At 69.7% G+C, this 17772-nt stretch carries 17 protein-coding genes; 15 read left to right on the top strand and 2 right to left on the bottom strand.

Features of this window, described 5'->3' with window-relative positions; all coding sequences use genetic code 11:
- Positions 1-32: 32 nt before the first annotated feature.
- The 3 genes from KHC23_RS01505 to KHC23_RS01495 all read left to right on the top strand — a co-directional run bounded on the left by KHC23_RS01505 (position 33) and on the right by KHC23_RS01495 (position 3119).
- Positions 33-1481 (top strand): GH1 family beta-glucosidase, encoded by a 1449-nt coding sequence (locus KHC23_RS01505; RefSeq protein ID WP_213368653.1) that lies wholly within the window; start codon positions 33-35, stop codon positions 1479-1481.
- 136 nt (positions 1482-1617) lie between these two features.
- Positions 1618-1887 (top strand): acyl carrier protein, encoded by a 270-nt coding sequence (locus KHC23_RS01500; RefSeq protein ID WP_213368651.1) that lies wholly within the window; start codon positions 1618-1620, stop codon positions 1885-1887.
- Entirely contained in the window at positions 1887-3119 is a 1233-nt protein-coding gene (locus KHC23_RS01495) for a beta-ketoacyl-[acyl-carrier-protein] synthase family protein (RefSeq protein WP_213368649.1), read from the top strand. The genes KHC23_RS01500 and KHC23_RS01495 overlap by 1 nt, the downstream gene beginning before the upstream one ends.
- A gap of 121 nt (positions 3120-3240) precedes the next feature.
- Here KHC23_RS01495 and KHC23_RS01490 read toward each other — a convergent pair whose 3' ends face one another.
- Positions 3241-4212 (bottom strand): LysR family transcriptional regulator, encoded by a 972-nt coding sequence (locus KHC23_RS01490; RefSeq protein ID WP_213368647.1) that lies wholly within the window; start codon positions 4210-4212, stop codon positions 3241-3243.
- Positions 4213-4570: 358 nt separating this feature from the next.
- Here KHC23_RS01490 and KHC23_RS01485 point away from each other — a divergent pair, with 358 nt between their 5' ends.
- The 8 genes from KHC23_RS01485 (at position 4571) to KHC23_RS01450 (ending at position 12318) form a co-directional block, all read left to right on the top strand.
- A complete protein-coding gene (locus KHC23_RS01485) occupies positions 4571-5821 on the top strand; it encodes a sarcosine oxidase subunit beta family protein (RefSeq protein ID WP_213368646.1) in 1251 nt (416 codons plus the stop codon).
- Positions 5821-6105, top strand: coding sequence for a sarcosine oxidase subunit delta (locus KHC23_RS01480; protein ID WP_213368644.1), 285 nt, complete (start codon positions 5821-5823; stop codon positions 6103-6105). Before KHC23_RS01485 ends, KHC23_RS01480 begins: the two co-directional genes overlap by 1 nt.
- On the top strand, positions 6102-9074 hold the full coding sequence (locus KHC23_RS01475; RefSeq protein WP_213368642.1) for a sarcosine oxidase subunit alpha family protein: 2973 nt from the start codon (positions 6102-6104) through the stop codon (positions 9072-9074). Before KHC23_RS01480 ends, KHC23_RS01475 begins: the two co-directional genes overlap by 4 nt.
- Entirely contained in the window at positions 9067-9690 is a 624-nt protein-coding gene (locus tag KHC23_RS24750) for a sarcosine oxidase subunit gamma (protein ID WP_213368640.1), read from the top strand. The genes KHC23_RS01475 and KHC23_RS24750 overlap by 8 nt, the downstream gene beginning before the upstream one ends.
- Positions 9691-9785: 95 nt before the next feature.
- Positions 9786-10655 carry a formyltetrahydrofolate deformylase gene (gene purU, locus KHC23_RS01465; RefSeq protein ID WP_213368638.1) on the top strand — a complete coding sequence of 290 codons (870 nt, stop codon included), beginning with the start codon at positions 9786-9788 and terminating at the stop codon, positions 10653-10655.
- 149 nt (positions 10656-10804) lie between these two features.
- Positions 10805-11674, top strand: coding sequence for a bifunctional methylenetetrahydrofolate dehydrogenase/methenyltetrahydrofolate cyclohydrolase FolD (gene folD / locus KHC23_RS01460; RefSeq protein ID WP_213368636.1), 870 nt, complete (start codon positions 10805-10807; stop codon positions 11672-11674).
- Positions 11675-11725: 51 nt separating this feature from the next.
- Entirely contained in the window at positions 11726-11935 is a 210-nt protein-coding gene (locus KHC23_RS01455) for a hypothetical protein (RefSeq protein WP_213368634.1), read from the top strand.
- Positions 11932-12318, top strand: coding sequence for a type II toxin-antitoxin system death-on-curing family toxin (locus KHC23_RS01450; RefSeq protein WP_213368632.1), 387 nt, complete (start codon positions 11932-11934; stop codon positions 12316-12318). Before KHC23_RS01455 ends, KHC23_RS01450 begins: the two co-directional genes overlap by 4 nt.
- Positions 12319-12321: 3 nt before the next feature.
- Here KHC23_RS01450 and sthA read toward each other — a convergent pair whose 3' ends face one another.
- Positions 12322-13716, bottom strand: coding sequence for a Si-specific NAD(P)(+) transhydrogenase (gene sthA / locus KHC23_RS01445; protein WP_213369090.1), 1395 nt, complete (start codon positions 13714-13716; stop codon positions 12322-12324).
- Positions 13717-13844: 128 nt separating this feature from the next.
- Between sthA and KHC23_RS01440 the strand changes: the two genes are divergently transcribed.
- The 4 genes from KHC23_RS01440 to KHC23_RS01425 all read left to right on the top strand — a co-directional run bounded on the left by KHC23_RS01440 (position 13845) and on the right by KHC23_RS01425 (position 17596).
- Positions 13845-14510, top strand: coding sequence for a helix-turn-helix domain-containing protein (locus KHC23_RS01440; protein ID WP_213368625.1), 666 nt, complete (start codon positions 13845-13847; stop codon positions 14508-14510).
- 122 nt (positions 14511-14632) lie between these two features.
- Positions 14633-15514, top strand: a complete 882-nt coding sequence (locus KHC23_RS01435) for a class II glutamine amidotransferase (protein ID WP_213368623.1) — start codon at positions 14633-14635, stop codon at positions 15512-15514.
- Positions 15511-16239 carry a GltB/FmdC/FwdC-like GXGXG domain-containing protein gene (locus KHC23_RS01430; RefSeq protein WP_246543964.1) on the top strand — a complete coding sequence of 243 codons (729 nt, stop codon included), beginning with the start codon at positions 15511-15513 and terminating at the stop codon, positions 16237-16239. The genes KHC23_RS01435 and KHC23_RS01430 overlap by 4 nt, the downstream gene beginning before the upstream one ends.
- A 7-nt stretch (positions 16240-16246) precedes the next feature.
- A complete protein-coding gene (locus tag KHC23_RS01425; protein WP_213368621.1) occupies positions 16247-17596 on the top strand; it encodes an FMN-binding glutamate synthase family protein in 1350 nt (449 codons plus the stop codon).
- The last annotated feature ends 176 nt before the right edge of the window (positions 17597-17772 follow it).

Below are 17772 nucleotides of genomic sequence, written 5' to 3'. Positions count from 1 at the left end.
CGAGGAACCGCCCGTTCGAGGAATCCGCGCCGATGCTGCGACGCCGTGACCTGCTGCTCTCCGCCCTCGCCGCCGCCAGCCTGCCGGCGCTGCCGCCTGCCGCCCGCGCGCAGACGCCCGCCACGCCGCTGCCGCCCGCCGGCACGCCGCGCCTGCCGCCGGATTTCCTGTGGGGCGCCTCCACCTCGGCCTACCAGATAGAGGGCGCGGTGAAGGAGGGCGGGCGCAAACCCTCGATCTGGGACGTGTTCTCCCACACGCCCGGCCGCATCGCCGACGGCACCAATGGCGACATCGCCTGCGACCACTACAACCGCTACGCCGACGACGTGGCGCTGATGGCCGGGCTCGGCCTGCAGGCCTACCGCTTCTCCATCGCCTGGCCGCGGGTGATGCCGGAGGGCACCGGGCCGGTGAACGCGGCGGGGCTCGATTTCTACGACCGGCTGGTCGACAGCCTGCTGGCGCGCGGCATCCAGCCCATGGCCTGCCTCTACCACTGGGACCTGCCGCAGGCGCTGCAGGCACGCGGCGGCTGGCACAACCGCGACATGGCCCAATGGTTCGCCGACTATGCGAGCGCCACGGTGGGCCGGCTCGGCGACCGGGTGAAGCCGTGGGCGATGCTCAACGAGCCGTCGGTGCATGCCATTTTCGGCCACGGTTTCGGCAATCACGCGCCGGGGCAGACCGGCTGGGACAGCTATGTGAAGGCGCAGCACCACCAGAACCTGGCGCAGGGCACCGGCATGGCGGCGGTGCGGGGGCTGCACCCGGACCTCAAGCTCGGCACCGTGCTGTCGCTGCAGCCGATCCACCCGGCCTCGCAAGACCCGGCGGACATCGCGGCGGCCGCGCGCTTCGACGCCTGCTGGAACACGATCAATCTCGACCCGCTGTTCCATGGCCGCTACCCCGCTCTGTTCGCCGACGACTTCGCGCCGCTGGTGCGGCCGGGCGACCTGGAGACGATCCGCGCCCCGCTCGACTTCCTCGGCGTGAACTATTACGGGCCGTCCTATATCAGGCACGACGCCAACGCCTTTCTCGGGCAGGCGGGCTGGGGCGCGCTGCCGGCGGATACGCCGCAGACGCTGCTCGGCTGGCCGATCAGCGCGCAGGGCATGGTGGATGTGCTGGCGCGGCTGCGCGACGACTACGGCAACCCGCCGGTGTTCATCACCGAGAACGGCGCCTGCTACGAGGACCCCGCCCCGGTGGACGGCGTGGTCAAGGACCCCGCGCGCACCGAATATCTCCGCGCCCATCTGGTGGCGGCGGGCGAGGCGATCGCCCAGGGCTGCGCGCTGAAGGGCTATTTCGTCTGGTCGCTGCTGGACAATTTCGAATGGGCGGAGGGCGAGCGCCGCCGCTTCGGCGTGGTGCGGGTCGATTTCGAAACCCAGCGGCGCACGCCCAAGCAATCCGGGCTCTACCTCGCGCGGCTGATCGAGGCGCACCGCGCCGGCGCGGCGCCCTGAGGTAGCGCTTCAAGGGGTGACATGCGCCGGACACATATGTCGGTCATTTGACGGCAGGTGCCCAAGGCGCCTTTCTATGTGATACCTAACGTCATTCGCGGCCTGACGGCCGGCGCACGAGACAGAGCAGAGACGCATGCAGACAGACGATCCCGCCGTCGCCGAAATCGTCGACTTCATCTCCGGCGAAGTCGGGGTCGATTCGAGCCTGCTCACCCCCGAGACCCCGGTGTCGGAACTCGGCATCTCCTCGCTCGACCTGATCGAGACGATCTTCAAGCTGGAGAGCCGCTTCGGCATCGAGATTCCCAATGACGGCCCGCTGAGCGGCACCGACGTCACCGTCGGCACGCTGGTGGACCATGTCGCCGAGCTGCTGGCGGCGCAGAAGGCCAAGACCGCCTGATGCCGGACAGACCGACGCAAGCCCGCCCGCGCGTCGCCGTCACCGGGCTTGGCTCGCTCTCGGCGCTGGGCAACGACGTGGCCGCCCATCTCAAAGGCCTGCGCGCCGGCACGGTGGGCATCGGCGAGACGCGCGGCGTCGACGTCTCCTCGATGAAGACCAAGATCTCCGCCGAGGTGCGGGATTTCGTGCCGGAAGCGCATTTCGAACCGCGCCAGCTCGGCCTGCTCGACCGCACCGCGCAATTCGCCGTGGTCGCCGCCCGGCAGGCGTTGGCCGATGCCGGCCCGGTGCTGGAAGGCGCGGCGCGCCACCGCGTCGGCGCCATCTTCGCCGCCTCGGTCGGCTCGCACGCGGTCGACGACAGCTACCGCAAGCTCTATGCCGAGGGGGCGCCGCGCCCGCACCCCTTCACCGTGCCGCGCGCCATGCCGAGCGGGCAGGTGAGCCACATCACCATGGATCTCGGCATTCACGGCCCCGCCTTTGCCATCGCCTCGGCCTGCTCCTCGGCGGCGCACGCCATCGGCACCGCCTTCCACATGGTGCGTTCCGGCATGCTGGACGTCGCCATCTCGGGCGGGGCGGAATCGCAGCTCACCTATGGCATGCTGAAGAGCTGGGAGGCGCTGCGGGTGCTCTCCCCGGATGGCTGCCGCCCGTTCTCCAGGGACCGCGCCGGCCTCGTCATCGGCGAGGGCGCCGGCGCCGTGGTGCTGGAGAACATGGACCGGGCGCTGGCCCGCGGCGCCACCATCCATGCCGAGCTGGTCGGCTTCGGCATGAGCGCCGACGGCATGGACATCACCGCCCCCGACATGGCGAGCGCGGCGGCGGCGATGCGTTTCGCGCTGGAGGATGCGGGGCTGGCGCCCGAGCAGGTCGACTATGTGAGCGCCCATGGCACCGCCACCACGCTGAACGACCGGACCGAGGCCGGCGCGCTGCGGCTGGTGTTCGGCGATCACCTCGCCCGGCTGCCGGTGTCCTCGTCGAAATCGCAATATGGCCACACCATGAACGCCTCCGGCGCGCTGGATTTCGTGACCACGGTGCTCGCCCTGCGCGAGGGTTTCCTGCCGCCGACCATGGGCTTTCGCGAGTTCGACCCCGATTGCGACCTCGACTGCGTGCCCAACGGCGCGCGGGACGCGGCGATCGAGGCGGCGATCTCATCAAGCTTCGCTTTTGGCGGGCTGAACGCGGTGCTGGCGGTCAAGCGCTACGGCTGAGCGGGCGGCATCCTTCGAGGCCCGGCTGACGCCGGGCACCTCAGGATGACGGCGCATGCCGACCTCCCATCGTCATGCCGAGGTGCCCGGGCAACGCTCGGGCCTCGAAGCACGCACAGCCTCACCCCTCCACGGTGAATTCCCCCGCCAGCGTCTCCCCCACCAGCGCGGCGAGCGTGCCCCGCTGGGCCGCCAGCCGCTGCCGGCAGAAGGCGGCGACCTCGCGCGGCAGGCGGCCGAGCTCCTGCCGGCGGGCGATCAGGGTGAGGTGACGGGTCAGCCCCGGCCCGGGCAGCGGGTGGCAGGCGAGGCCGTGGAGCGACACGCCGGCCTCCAGCAGGCAGAGCGGCGTGGTGACGGCGAAGCCCGCCCCTTCCGCCACCGCGGCGGTGACGCCATAGGGCGTGTCGAACTCCAGCGGGCGCGGCAAATCGAGCCGCAGCCGCCGCAGATGCCGCTCCACCTCGATGCCGGTCTTGGAGCGGGCGGAGAAGCGCACCAGCGGCGCCGCGCCGGCCAGCGCCTCCAGCGCGCCCGTGCTGGCGGGCGGCTCCAGCGCCGAAGGCAGCAGCAATACATAGGGCTCGGAGAGCAGCGGCCAGCGCTCCAGCCCCTCGATCTCGTCGAGATCGTCGGCGCCGACCAGCAGATCGAGCTGGCGGGTGAGCAGCGCCCCGGCATGCGAGGCGGTGAGGCCCGACTGCAGCGAGACCTGCTCGGCCTTCTCCCCCAGCGCCCGCGCCAGCGGCGCCATCAGCACGCGCGAGAGCGAATCCACCAGTCCGGCGCGCAGCAGCGGCAGCCTCGCATGCTCGGCCTCGCGCAGCAGCGGCGCGATCTGCCGGGCTTCGGAGAGCAGCGCGCTGGCCCGCTGGCGCAGCGCCCCGCCGGCGGCGGTGAGGCCGAGCGGGCGGGCGCCGCGGTCGAACAGGGTGATGCCGATGCGGCGCTCCAGATCGGCCACCGCCTGCGAGATCGCCGGCTGGGTCAGCCCGAGCCGCCGCGCCGCCTGCGCCATGGTGCCGGCGTCGCAGACGGCGAGGAAGATTTCCAGCGCGCGCAGGTCGAAGGGGAGCGTGTCGGGTGGGGACATGGTTGCTGTCTCTTTTCATCCCGCCCGCCGTCATCCCGGCCGGAGCGTAGCGCGGAGCCGGGATCGCTCCGACAAGGTGGACGCTCCCGGATCGACCTGCGGCCGTCCGGGATAACGATGGGAGGCGGTACGGGATGCTGCCCTGCGCTCGTCATCCCGAGGTGCCCGGCGGTAGCCGGGCCTCAAGGGATGTTCGGGGTGCGCCCGCAAGCCCATCCTTCGAGGCTCGTTTCACTCGCACCTCAGGATGACGGCGTCCTCGCGGTCCCGCCTATAATCAAAACTTATATTATCACGGCAACGAGGTTGATCTATAGCTTTTTGCCGTGTCCGGCAGCGAGCCTCCCGAGCGAGCCCCATGCGTTATTCCTTCCTCAGCCTTCTCGCCAACGGCCTCTCCGGCCAGTCGCGCTGGACCCCGGCCTGGCGCGACGCGGCGCCCAAGCCCGCCTATGACGTGATCGTCGTCGGCGGTGGCGGGCATGGGCTGGCGACCGCCTATTACCTCGCCAAGGTGCACGGCATCCGCAATGTCGCGGTGCTGGAGAAGGGCGTCATCGGCTCCGGCAATGCCGGGCGCAACACCACCATCATCCGCTCCAACTACGTGCTGCCCGGCAACGAGCCGTTCTACGAATGGTCGATGAAGCTGTGGGAAGGGCTGGAGCAGGAGCTGAACTACAACGCGATGGTGAGCCAGCGCGGCATTCTCAACCTGTTCCACTCTGACGCCCAGCGCGACGCCTATGCAAGGCGCGGCAACGCCATGCGGCTGGCCGGCGCGGATTCGCAGCTGCTGGACAGGAAGCAGGTGCGGGCGATGTACCCGTTCCTCGACTTCGACAATGCGCGCTTCCCCATCCAGGGCGGGCTGCTGCAGGCCCGCGGCGGCACCGCCCGGCATGACGCCGTGGTGTGGGGTTATGCGCGGGGCGCGGACAGGCTCGGCGTCGACATCGTGCAGAACTGCGAGGTGACGGGGTTTTTGCGCGAGGGCGACGCCATCGTCGGGGTCGAGACCACGCGCGGGGCGATCCGTGCCGGGAAAGTCGCGGTGGCGGTGGCGGGCAGTTCCTCGCGCGTCGCCGGCATGGCCGGGCTGCGGCTGCCGATCGAGAGCCATGTGCTGCAGGCCTTCGTCTCCGAAGGGCTGAAGCCGCTGGTCGACGGCGTCATCACCTTCGGCGCCGGGCATTTCTACATCAGCCAGTCCGACAAGGGCGGGCTGGTCTTCGGCGGCGATGTCGACGGCTATAATTCCTACGCCCAGCGCGGCAACCTGCCGATCATCGAGGATGTGTGCGAGAGCGGCATGGCGCTGATGCCGCGCATCGGCCGGCTGCGGCTGCTGCGCCACTGGGGCGGCATCATGGACATGTCGATGGACGGCTCGCCGATCATCGACCGCACGCCGGTGCCGGGGTTCTATCTCAATGCCGGCTGGTGCTATGGCGGCTTCAAGGCGACCCCGGCCTCGGGCTGGTGCTTCGCCCATCTGATCGCCCGCGACGCCCCGCACGAGGTCGCCGGGGCGTTCCGGCTCGACCGCTTCCGCACCGGCCATCTCATCGACGAAAAGGGAGTCGGCGCCCAGCCGAACCTGCACTGATGCGTATTCCCTGCCCCTATTGCGGCGAACGCGACGCCCATGAATTCGCCATTCTCGGCGACGCGACGCTGACCCGGCCGGACCCGGCGGCGCCGGACGCCGAGACGCGCTTCCACGACTATGTCTATCTGCGCGACAACCCGGCCGGGGCGCATGAGGAGTGGTGGTACCACGCCAATGGCTGCCGGCAGTGGCTGCGCGTCAAGCGCGACACCCGCACCCATGCGATCTCCGGCGCCGTCGCCGCCCGCGCGGACGCCACTTCCCCGCGAGACGCGGCATGAGCGCGCCCAACCGCAACCGGCTGGCGAGCGGCGGCCTGATCGACCGCTCGAAGCCGCTCGCCTTCTCCTTCGACGGCACCGATTATCACGGCTATCAAGGCGACACGCTGGCCTCGGCGCTGCTGGCCAATGGTGTGCGGCTGGTCGGCCGCTCGTTCAAATATCACCGCCCGCGCGGCATCTTCTCGGCCGGCGCGGAGGAGCCGAACGCGCTGGTCGAGCTGCGCGCCGGCGCGCGGCGCGAGCCCAACACCCGCGCCACCGTCACTGAGCTGTTTGACGGGCTGGAAGCGACCAGCCAGAACCGCTGGCCCTCGCTCGCCCTCGACGCGCTGAGCGTGAACCGCTTCCTGTCGCCGTTTCTGGGCGCCGGCTTCTACTACAAGACCTTCATGTGGCCGGCGAGCTTCTGGGAGAAGCTGTACGAGCCGGTGATCCGCCGCGCCGCCGGCCTCGGCCGCGCCGCCGTGGAGGAAGACCCCGACCATTACGAGAAGGCCACCACCTTCTGCGACGTGCTGGTGATCGGCGCCGGCCCGGCCGGGCTGATGGCGGCGCTGGCAGCCGGGCGCAGCGGCGCGCGAGTGATCCTCGCCGACGAGGACTTTTTGCCCGGTGGCGGGCTCAATGCCGAGGCCGGCGACGTGGACCGCCAGCCCGCGCCCGCCTATGCCGCGCAGGTGACGGCGGAACTCGCCAGCCTGCCCAATGTACGGGTGATGAGCCGCACCAGCGTGTTCGGCGCCTATGACAGCGGCACCTATGGCGCGCTGGAGCGGGTGAGCGACCACCTCGCCGTGCCCGCCCCATTCCAGCCGCGCCAGCGGCTCTGGCGCATCGTCGCGCGGCGCGCCGTGCTGGCGGCGGGCGCCACCGAGCGGCCGATCGTGTTCGGCGGCAACGACCGGCCGGGGGTGATGCTGGCCGGCGCGGTCGGCACCTATGTGCAGCGCCACGCCGCGCTGCCGGGGCAGGCCATGGCGCTGTTCGCCAATAATGACGGCGCCTGGCGCGGCATGCTGGCGGCAAGCGTGGCGGGCGCCCATGTCGAGACCATCGTCGATGTGCGCACCGACGTGGCGCCAGCGCTGGTCGCGGCGGCGCAGGCAAGGGGCATCCGCGTGCTCACCGGCGCGCAGGTGATCGCTACCCATGGCAAGACGCTGCGCCGCATCGAAGTGGCCACCGCAACGGGGCGCGAGCGGATCGCCGCCGACACGCTGGCGGTTTCCGGCGGCTGGTCGCCCTCGGTGCATCTCACCTGTCACCATGGCGGCAAGCCGGCGTGGAACGAGACCCTGGCCGCCTTCGTGCCGGGCACCTGCCCGCCGGGGCTGACCGTGGCGGGCGCCGCCAAGGGGCTCTTCGGCCTCGGCGCCTGCCTGCGCGACGGCGCGGCGATCGGGGCCGAGGCGGCGCAGGCGCTCGGCTTCGCCGTGCCCGCGCCCGACCTGCCCGACATGGCCGACGAGGCGTTCGCGCTCACGCCGTTCTGGCATGTGGCGGGCTCGAAAGGCGCCTCCTTCGTCGATCTGCAGAACGACGTCACCGCCAAGGATGTCGGCATCGCCCATAAGGAGGGCTTCCGCTCGGTGGAGCTGCTCAAGCGCTACACCACGCTCGGCATGGCGACCGACCAGGGCCGCACCTCCAACGTCACCGGCCTCGCCATCATGGCGAGCCTGACCGGCGCCTCGATCCCGGAGACGGGCACCACCATCTTCCGCCCGCCCTACACGCCGGTCTCGCTCGGCGCGCTGGCCGGCCACCATCGAGGCAAGGATTTCCGCCCGGTGCGCCTGACCCCGACCCATGAATGGGCGCGCGCGCAGGGCGCGGTGTTCGTCGAGACCGGGGCCTGGCTGCGGGCGCAGTATTTCCCCCGCCCGGGCGAAAAGGACTGGCTGGAGACGGTGTCGCGCGAGGTCACCGCGGTGCGCTCCTCGGTCGGGCTGATCGACGTCTCGACCTTCGGCAAGATCGACCTGCAGGGAAGCGATGTCGGCGCCTTCCTCGACCGCGTCTACATCAACGGCTTCGCCGCCCTCGCCGTCGGCAAGGCGCGCTACGGCGTGATGCTGCGCGAAGACGGGCTGGTGATGGATGACGGCACCACGGCGCGCCTCGCCCCCGAGCACTATGTGATGACCACCACCACGGCGAATGCCGCCAAGGTCTACCAGCACCTCGAATTCTGCCTGCAGGCGCTGTGGCCGGAGCTGGACGTGTCGCTCGCCTCGGTCTCCGAGCAATGGGCCCAGATCGCCCTTGCCGGCCCGCGCGCCCGCGACGTGCTGGCGCGTGTGGCCGATGGCGACGTCTCCAACGCGGCGCTGCCCTTCATGGGCGCGATCGAGGGCAGCGTCATGGGCGGGGTGAAGGCGCGGCTGTTCCGGCTCTCCTTCTCCGGCGAACTCGGCTTCGAGATCGCGGTGCCGGCCCGCCATGGCGCGGCGCTGGCGCAGGCGCTGATGCAGGCGGGCGCGGAATTCGGCATCACCCCCTACGGCACCGAGGCGCTGGGGGTGATGCGGATCGAGAAGGGGCACGTCTCGGGCAACGAATTGTCCGGCCAGACCACGGCGGGCGATCTCGGCTTCGGCCGCATGGCCTCGACCAAGAAGGACTATATCGGCCGCACCCTGGCCGCCCGGCCGGGCCTGACCGATCCCGACCGGCCGAGCTTCGTCGGCTTCAAGCCGGTGGACCGCGCGCGGCGGCTGCGGGCGGGGGCGCATTTCCTCAAGCTCGGCGCGCCGCCCGACATGGCCAATGACCAGGGCTACATGACCTCGGTCGCCTATTCCCCGCATCTGGGCCACTGGATCGGCCTCGGCCTCATCAAACGCGGCCCGGAGCGGCTCGGCGAGCATGTGCGCGCCTATGACCCGGTGCGCGGCGAGGAAATCGAGGTAGAAATCTGCGCGCCCGGCTTCATCGACCCGGAAGGAGTGCGTCTGCGTGGCTGACCATCCCTCTCACGACCCGCTTGCCGGCGTCCCCTTCGACCGCGTGCCGCCGGCCGGGGCCTATGGCGTCACCGGCGAACCCGGCATCGTCGCCTCCACCGCCGACGAGCCGTTCATCGCGCTGGTGATCGCCCGCAATGGCCATGCGGCAAGCGTCGCCGGGCGGCTGTCGCGCGCCTTCGGCAGCGAGGTCGCCGACCGGCCACGCGCGGCGATCACGGCCGCCAGCACGGTGATCGGCACGGCGCCGGGCCGCTTCCTGGTGCTGTCGAAGACCGAGACCGACCTTCCCGGCACGCTGCGCGCGCTGCTGGGGGCCGAGGCGGCGATCACCGAGCAGGGCGACGCCTATGTCGCCTTCGATCTCGCGGGCGACAAGGTGCCGGAACTGCTCGCCAAGGGCGCGCTGATCGACCTCGACCCGCGCGTGTTCCGGCCCGGCGATGCCGCCACCACCGTGCTCGCCCATGTCGGCGTGACGCTGTGGCGGGCGAGCGAGACCTCGTGGCGCGTGCTGGTGGCGCGCAGCCTGGAGGCCAGCTTCACGCGCTTTCTCATCGCCAGCGGCGCCGAATTCGGCCTGCGGCTGGACGGCCGGGCGCCGGGACGAGGTTGACGGCGGCGCGCCGCGCGCTTCCCCCCTCCCCTCATCTCCCGTAAAACCCGCCCGGCGCCCCTGTGCGGCGATCCGGACCCGCGACGAGACAGACCATGACCGACCGACCCGATGCCTGCGTCCTCACCCTCTCCTGCCCCGACCGGCCGGGCATCGTCGCCGCGGTGGCGACCTTCCTGTTCGAACAGGGCGGCAACATTCTGGAAGCGCAGCAGTTCGACGACACCGAAAGCGGGCGCTTCTTCATGCGGGTGATGTTCGACCGCGCCGCCGGCGCGGGCGCGCTGGAGGCGCTGAAGGCCGACTTCGAGGACGTGGCGGCGCAGTTCGCGCTCGACTGGCGCATCCGCCCGCGCAACCGCAAGCCCAGGGTGATGCTGCTGGTCTCCAAATTCGACCATTGCCTCGCCGATCTGCTCTATCGCTGGCGGATCGACGAGATTCCGATGGAGATCGTCGCCATCGCCGCCAACTACCCGCGCGAGACCTATGCCCATCTCGATTTCGCGGACATCCCGTTCCACTATCTGCCCGTCACCAAGGCGACAAAGATGGAGCAGGAGGCCCAGCTGTGGGAGCTGTTCCAGTCGAGCGGCGCGGAGGTGGCGGTGCTGGCGCGCTACATGCAGGTGCTCTCCGACGGGCTCTCGGCCAAGCTGTCCGGCCGCTGCATCAACATCCACCACTCCTTCCTGCCCGGCTTCAAGGGCGCCAGGCCCTATCACCAGGCGCATGCGCGCGGGGTGAAGCTGATCGGCGCCACCGCCCATTACGTCACCTCCGACCTCGACGAGGGCCCGATCATCGAGCAGGACGTGGAGCGCATCAGCCATCAGGATTCGGCCGAGGACCTGGTGCGCAAGGGCCGCGACATCGAGCGCCGCGTGCTCGCCCGCGCGCTGGCCTGGCACCTCGACGACCGCGTGCTGGTGAACGGGCACAAGACCGTCGTGTTCCGCGACTGAGAGCGGCGTGCGTGCTTCAAGACGCGGGGCACTGCCCCGCTCCTCAGCATGACGATCGCGGGTGACGGCGTCGCCATCATCCTGAGGCGCGAGCGAAGCGAGCCTCGAAGGACGCAGGACAGAGCCATTCAATCGCGCAGGAGACTCCCATGGTCGAAACCCGCCTGATCGACGGCAAGGCCTTTGCGCAGACGATGCGCGCCCGCCTGAAGGGCGAGGTGGCCGTGTTCACCGCCGAGACCGGGGTGACACCGGGCCTCGCTGTGGTGCTGGTGGGCGAGGACCCCGCCAGCGCGGTCTATGTGCGCAACAAGGGCCGCCAGACGGTGGAGGCCGGCATGGCCTCGTTCGAGCACAGGCTGCCGGCGAACACCGCGCAGGAAGACGTGCTGGCGCTGGTGAAGGCGCTGAACGCCGATGACGACGTGCACGGCATCCTCGTGCAGCTTCCCCTGCCCTCGCACATCGACACCCAGGCCGTGCTCGCCACCATCGACCCGGCCAAGGATGTCGACGGCTTCCATGTGGTGAACGCCGGCCGGCTCGCGGTGGGGCTGGACGCGCTGGTGCCCTGCACCCCGCTCGGCTGCGTGATGCTGCTCAAAGACACGCTGGGCTCGCTGGCCGGGCTGGAGGCGGTGGTGGTCGGGCGCTCCAACATCGTCGGCAAGCCGCTGGCGCAGCTGCTGCTGCGCGAGGACTGCACCGTCACCATCGCCCATTCGCGCACCCGCGACCTGCCCGGCGTGTGCCGGCGCGCCGATATCCTGATCGGCGCGGTGGGCCGGCCGGAGATGATCCGCGGCGACTGGATCAAGCCCGGCGCCACGGTGATCGATGTCGGCATCAACCGGGTGACCGGCGCGGACGGGAAGAACCGGCTGGTCGGCGACGTGGCGTTCGAGGAGGCGCAGGGCATCGCCGGCGCCATCACCCCGGTGCCGGGCGGCGTCGGCCCGATGACCATCGCCTGCCTGCTGGCGAACACGCTGACGGCGGCGCGGTGGCGGGTGGGGTGACGGTGAGCGAATCCGTTTGGGAAAGGCGCAGGTCAGCACTATATTTGCCCCATGAGCACGAACCGTCGCCTCCGATCTGAGACTGAAACGACGTTCACCGCTCCGCGTGAGAGCGGCAGTCAGGCTGCGCGCGTTCAGGCGGCGCTTGATGCGGGTGGACTTAAGGTGACGGCGGACGAGACGGGTGCATTCGATGCCCGCGCCTTTGCCGAAGCTGTCATGTCGCGGTGGCCCAAGGTGATGCAGAAGCTGGGCGAGTGAGCGAGCCGCGCTGGATTTCGGCGGATTTCGTTATCGAGCTTAATCGCCGATTGGTAGAGATATCCGGCGAGCCCTTTCTGTTGCGCGACGAGGGCCTTTTGGAATCCGCGCTCGCGGTACCACAGAACAGATGGCACTATGATCAGGTGCAGGACTTGCCTCTGCTGGGTCTTGGGCTTGCCATCGCCATTGGCAAAAACCATCCGTTCGGGCAGGGCAACAAGCGAACGGCATGGGCGGCGATGCTTGCCTTTTTTGCCGTCAACCGCCTTGCGCTGCTTGATGAGGACGCCGTCGCCCATGCCGACATGTTCATTGCCGTCGTCACAGGCGAACTGCCCGCCGAGAACTTACTCGCCGCAATGACCATCCGGGAAGAGTAATCCTCACACCCGCGTCATGCGGTTCCAGGCGTCGAGGCCGGCGATCTTGTAGGCTTCGGCCAGGGTGGGGTAGTTGAACGTGTTCTCGATGAAATAGTCGATCGTGCCCTTCAGGTTCAGCACCGCCTGGCCGATATGGATCAGCTCGGTGGCGCCCTCGCCGACGATGTGGACACCCAGCAGCCGGCGGGTCTTCACCGAGAAGATCATCTTCATCATCCCGTTGTTCAGCCCCATGATGTGGCCGCGCGATGTCTCGCGGAAGCGGGCGATGCCGCATTCATAGGGAATCTCGCGCTTGCGCACCTCCTCCTCGCTCATGCCCACGGTGGACATTTCCGGCACCGAATAGATGCCGTAGGGGAAGAATTCGGGCGGCGGCGGCGGCTCCAGCCCGAAGGCGTGGCAGGCGGCGACGCGGCCCTGTTCCATCGAGGTGGAGGCGAGGCTGGGGAAGCCGATGACGTCGCCCGCGGCGTAGATATGCGGCACGGCGGTCTGCAGCGTCTTCGGCTCCACGGCGATGCGGCCGCGATGATCGACCTTGAGCCCGGCGGCGTCGAGGTTCAGCCGGTCGGTCGCGCCCACCCGCCCGGCGGCGAACAGCAGCATGTCCGCCTGCACGGTGCGCCCGTCCGCCAGCTTGCACACCGGGCGCTCGCGCTCGTCGAGGGCGATCGAGGTGACGGCGGCGCCCAGCCGCAGGCCGACATTGCGGTCGCGCAGTTCGTGGGTGAATTCCTCGATCAGTTCCTTGTCGATGAAGTCGAGAAAGGTGGAGCGCGGCTCGATCAGCGTCACCGCGACGTCCAGCGCGCTGAAGATCGAGGCATATTCGACGCCGATGACGCCGGCGCCGATGACCGCGAGGCTGCGCGGCAGCTTCGGCAGGTCGACGATCTCGTCGCTGTCGAACACGCTCATGCCGTTGAATGGCACGTAGTCGGGTCGGAACGGGCGGGTGCCGACGGCGATCAGCATATGGGCGCCGGTGACGGTGTCGACCTCGCCGCCCTCGCCGGTGATCTCGATGGTGTGCGGGTCGAGAAAGCGGGCCTCGCCGCGCGCCGTCTTCACGCCGTTGCGGGCGAACTGGTGCTCCAGCACATCGACCTCGTGGTCGAGCGTCTTGTGCAGGCGCGCCATCAGATCGCCGGCGTCGATATCCTGCTTGACCCGGTAGGAGCGGCCGTAGAAGCCGCGCTCGCGCCAGCCGGAGAGGTTGAGCACGGTCTCGCGCAGGGTTTTCGAGGGGATGGTGCCGGTATGCACCGAGACGCCGCCGACCCGGCGCCCCTTTTCCACCACCAGCACCGACTTGCCGATCTTGGCGGACTGCACGGCGGCGCGGCGGCCGGAGGGGCCGCTGCCGATGACAATCATGTCGAAATCATACATTGAGACGCGGGACCGCTTTGCTGGCAGCATGAGACTGGCGTTCATCGATGCACGATGAATGCCAAGCTTCCATGACAGAGGCGCCGGCGCGGAACGGCCGGTCGGGAAGGAAACGAAGGGGACATGGATTGGTGAACGGTGGACGGCGCAAGGCGGGCGGGGCGGCGGAAGAGCCGGCCGACGATCTGACCACCGGCTCGGGCGCGCCGCTGGTGCGCGAGCGCACGCTGGAACAGGCGCTCGGCCACCATGTGCGCGCCATCCGCCACGATCTCGACCTCACCGTCTCCGATCTCGCCAGCGCCGCCGGCATTTCGGTCGGCATGCTGTCGAAGATCGAGAACGGGCTGATCTCGCCCTCGCTGAGCACGCTGCAGGCGATCGCCGGCGTGCTCAACGTGCCGATCTCCACCCTGTTCACCACCTTCGAGGAGAAGCGCGACTGCTCCTATGTGCCGGCCGGCGGCGGGGTGCGGATCGAGCGGCGCGGCACCAAGGTGGGGCACCTCTACGAGCTGCTCGGCCATGCGGTGGGCGGCGAGGTGGCGGTCGAGCCCTATCTGATCACGCTCAGCGAGGAGGCCGTGCCCTATACCGGCTTCCGCCATGCCGGGGTGGAGTTCATCCACATGCTCGCCGGCGAGGTGGTGTACCGCCATGGCGAGCGCACCTATCACCTGCGGCCGGGCGATTCGCTGCTGTTCGACAGCGCCGCCACCCACGGGCCGGAGGAATTGCTGGTGCGGCCGATGCGCTATCTCTCGATCATCATCTATCCGCGCGAGCCGGGGTGACGGGCTAGTTTCCTATCAGGAAAATTATATTCCCTCATATTGACGCCCGCGCGGGCGGCTCCTAAAAGGTTGGGCAAGGTCCATCGTCTGTCCTACCCCTCGCCTGCAGGAGTGTTTCCGCCATGTGCGGCATTGTCGGCCTGTTCCTGAAGCAGCCGAAGCTGGAGCCGGAACTCGGCGCCCTGCTTTCGCAGATGCTCGACATCATGTGCGATCGCGGGCCGGATTCGGCCGGCTTCGCCGTCTATGGCGCCGGGTCGCCGGGCTTCGTGAAGCTCACTTTGCGCGGCCCGGCCGGCACCGATTTCGCCGCGCTGGGCGCCGCGATCGGCCACCCCGTCACTGCGCGCGACACCCATGGCGTGCTGAGCGTGCCGGCCGCCGAGGAAGCGGCGGTGCGCGCGGCGCTGGCCCGGCTGGCGCCCGAGGTGCGGGTCGTCGGCGCCGGCGCCCGCATGGAACTCTACAAGGAGGTCGGCCTGCCCGCCGATGTCGCCCGGCGCTTCCATCTGGAGGCGATGAGCGGCACCCACGCCATCGGCCACACCCGCATGGCGACCGAGAGCGCCGTGACCACGGACGGCGCCCATCCCTTCTCCACCGGGCCGGACCAGTGCCTGGTGCATAACGGCTCGCTCTCCAACCATGCCGGCGTGCGCCGCCTGCTCGCCCGCGAGGGGCTGGAGGTGACGAGCGAGAACGACAGCGAGGTGGCCGCCGCCTACCTCACCTACCGCATGCGCGGCGGCGACACGCTGGGCCAGGCGCTGGAGCATTCGCTGGGCGACCTCGACGGCTTCTACACCTTCGTCGTCGGCACCGAGAGCGGCTTCGGCGTGCTGCGCGACCCGATCGCCTGCAAGCCCGCCGTCATGGCCGAGACCGACGACTATGTCGCCTTCGCCTCCGAATACCGGGCGCTGGCCGGGCTGCCGGGCATCGAGACCGCGCGGGTGTTCGAGCCGGAGCCGGCCAAGGTTTACTTCTGGGATCGCGCCGCATGAACCTGTCGCTGAAATCCGCCGGCTCGACCGGCGAGGAAACCTTCGTCGATCTCGCGCACACCCCGCTGCGCGAGCTGAACGGCGCGCTGCACAAGCTCGCGGCCGACACCAACCGGACGCTGTGGAAGATCGCCAACCCGGCCGGCCGCCACGCCATCGCGGCGGGGCTCGACGTGCCGGTCACCATCGAGATTGACGGGCCGGTCGGCTATTACTGCGCCGGCATGAACAAGCAGGCGCGAATCATCGTCCACGGCAATGCCGGGGTCGGCGTCGCCGAGAACATGATGAGCGGCCTTGTTGAAGTGAAGGGCGATGCCAGCCAGGCCGCCGGCGCCACCGCCCATGGCGGGCTGCTGGTCATCGACGGCAACGCCTCGGCCCGCTGCGGCATCTCGATGAAGGGCATCGACATCGTGGTGAAGGGCGGGGTCGGCCATATGAGCGCGTTCATGGCGCAGGCCGGCACCCTCACCGTGCTGGGCGATGCCGGCGAGGCGCTGGGCGACAGCCTGTACGAGGCGAAGCTGTTCGTGCGCGGCTCGGTCGCCTCGCTCGGCGCCGACTGCGTCGAGAAGGAGATGCGCGAGGAACACAAGGCGCTTCTGGCCGCGAAGCTGGAGGCCGCCGGCCTGCTCGGCGAGGTCGATATCTCCGAGTTCCGCCGCTACGGTTCGGCCCGCACGCTCTACCATTTCCACGTCGACAACGTGTCGAGCTATTGAGGGCGCGATGACCGACCACAGCAACACCCCGCGCGCGACGCCGCAGACCCTGCCCCGCGCCTCCGCCACCTTTGACGACTACACGCTCTCGGAAATCCGCCGCGCGGCGGCGACCGGCATCTACGACATCCGCGGCGGCGGCGCCAAGCGGCGGGTGCCGCATTTCGACGATTTGCTGTTCCTCGGCGCCTCGATGTCGCGCTACCCGCTGGAGGGCTATCGCGAGAAGTGCTCGACCGAGGTCGTGCTCGGCACCCGCTTCGCGAAGAAGCCGATCGAGCTGAAAATCCCGATCACCATCGCCGGCATGAGCTTCGGCTCGCTCTCGGCCAATGCCAAGGAAGCGCTGGGGCGCGGCGCCTCGGCCATGGGCACCTCGACCACGACAGGCGATGGCGGCATGACCAATGAGGAGCGCGGGCACTCGACCCAGCTCGTCTACCAGTACCTGCCCTCGCGCTACGGCATGAACCCGGACGACCTCAAGCGCGCCGACGCCATCGAGGTGGTGGTCGGACAGGGCGCCAAGCCGGGCGGCGGCGGCATGCTGCTCGGCCAGAAGATCACCGAGCGGGTGGCGGGCATGCGCACCCTGCCCGTCGGCATCGACCAGCGCTCGGCCTGCCGCCATCCGGACTGGACCGGGCCGGACGACCTCGAGATCAAGATCGAGGAACTGCGCGAGATCACCGACTGGGAGAAGCCGATCTATGTGAAGGTCGGCGCCGCCCGCCCCTATTACGACACGGCCCTCGCCGTGAAGTCGGGCGCCGATGTGGTGGTGGTCGACGGCATGCAGGGCGGCACCGCCGCGACGCAGGAAATCTTCATCGAGCATGTCGGCATCCCCACGCTCGCCGCCGTGCGGCAGGCGGTGAAGGCGCTGCAGGACCTCGGCATGCACCGCAAGGTGCAGCTCGTGGTCTCCGGCGGCATCCGCAACGGCGCCGACGTGGCCAAGGCGCTGGCGCTCGGCGCCGACGCGGTGGCGATCGGCACGGCGGCGCTGGTGGCGCTGGGCGACAACGACCCCCATTATGCCGCCGAATACGAGGCGCTCGGCTCCCGCGCCGGTGCCTATGACGACTGGCACGAGGGCCGCGACCCCGCCGGCATCACCACCCAGGACCCGGCGCTGATGGCCCGGCTCGACCCCATCGCCGCCGGGAGGCGGCTTGCCAACTACCTCGCCGTGCTGACGCTGGAGTGCCAGACCATCGCGCGGGCCTGCGGCAAGAGCCATGTGCACAATCTGGAGCCGGAAGATCTCGTCGCGCTGACCATCGAGGCCGCCGCCATGGCCAATGTGCCGCTGGCGGGAACGGACTGGATACCCGGGCGGAACGGGGGATTCTGAACGGCCTTGCCGACATCCTTCGAGGCTCGCTGCGCTCGCACCTCAGGATGACGTGGTTCTTCGACGCGACATCATCCTGAAGTGCCGCCGAAGGCGGCCTCGAAGGATGATCGCCGGCAGGCCCGGCGCGACATTTGCAGACGACAACGAGCCCCAACGGGCCGGGGAACAGCACG

This window comes from Ancylobacter dichloromethanicus (assembly GCF_018390645.1).
In the GTDB taxonomy this organism is placed as follows: Bacteria; Pseudomonadota; Alphaproteobacteria; order Rhizobiales; family Xanthobacteraceae; genus Ancylobacter; species Ancylobacter dichloromethanicus.
The sequence above is the reverse complement of the archived record's forward strand: the minus strand, read 5'-3'. Positions and strand labels throughout refer to the sequence as shown.

Coding starts and splice junctions, on each gene's coding strand:
- KHC23_RS01505 (WP_213368653.1), top strand. CDS start 33: ATGCTGCGACGCCGTGACCTGCTGCTCTCCGCCCTCGCCGCCGCCAGC.
- KHC23_RS01485 (WP_213368646.1), top strand. CDS start 4,571: ATGCGTTATTCCTTCCTCAGCCTTCTCGCCAACGGCCTCTCCGGCCAG.
- sthA (WP_213369090.1), bottom strand. CDS start 13,716: ATGTATGATTTCGACATGATTGTCATCGGCAGCGGCCCCTCCGGCCGC.
- folD (WP_213368636.1), top strand. CDS start 10,805: ATGGTCGAAACCCGCCTGATCGACGGCAAGGCCTTTGCGCAGACGATG.
- purU (WP_213368638.1), top strand. CDS start 9,786: ATGACCGACCGACCCGATGCCTGCGTCCTCACCCTCTCCTGCCCCGAC.
- KHC23_RS01500 (WP_213368651.1), top strand. CDS start 1,618: ATGCAGACAGACGATCCCGCCGTCGCCGAAATCGTCGACTTCATCTCC.
- KHC23_RS01435 (WP_213368623.1), top strand. CDS start 14,633: ATGTGCGGCATTGTCGGCCTGTTCCTGAAGCAGCCGAAGCTGGAGCCG.
- KHC23_RS01475 (WP_213368642.1), top strand. CDS start 6,102: ATGAGCGCGCCCAACCGCAACCGGCTGGCGAGCGGCGGCCTGATCGAC.
- KHC23_RS01490 (WP_213368647.1), bottom strand. CDS start 4,212: ATGTCCCCACCCGACACGCTCCCCTTCGACCTGCGCGCGCTGGAAATC.
- KHC23_RS01480 (WP_213368644.1), top strand. CDS start 5,821: ATGCGTATTCCCTGCCCCTATTGCGGCGAACGCGACGCCCATGAATTC.
- KHC23_RS01425 (WP_213368621.1), top strand. CDS start 16,247: ATGACCGACCACAGCAACACCCCGCGCGCGACGCCGCAGACCCTGCCC.
- KHC23_RS01495 (WP_213368649.1), top strand. CDS start 1,887: ATGCCGGACAGACCGACGCAAGCCCGCCCGCGCGTCGCCGTCACCGGG.
- KHC23_RS01455 (WP_213368634.1), top strand. CDS start 11,726: ATGAGCACGAACCGTCGCCTCCGATCTGAGACTGAAACGACGTTCACC.
- KHC23_RS01430 (WP_246543964.1), top strand. CDS start 15,511: ATGAACCTGTCGCTGAAATCCGCCGGCTCGACCGGCGAGGAAACCTTC.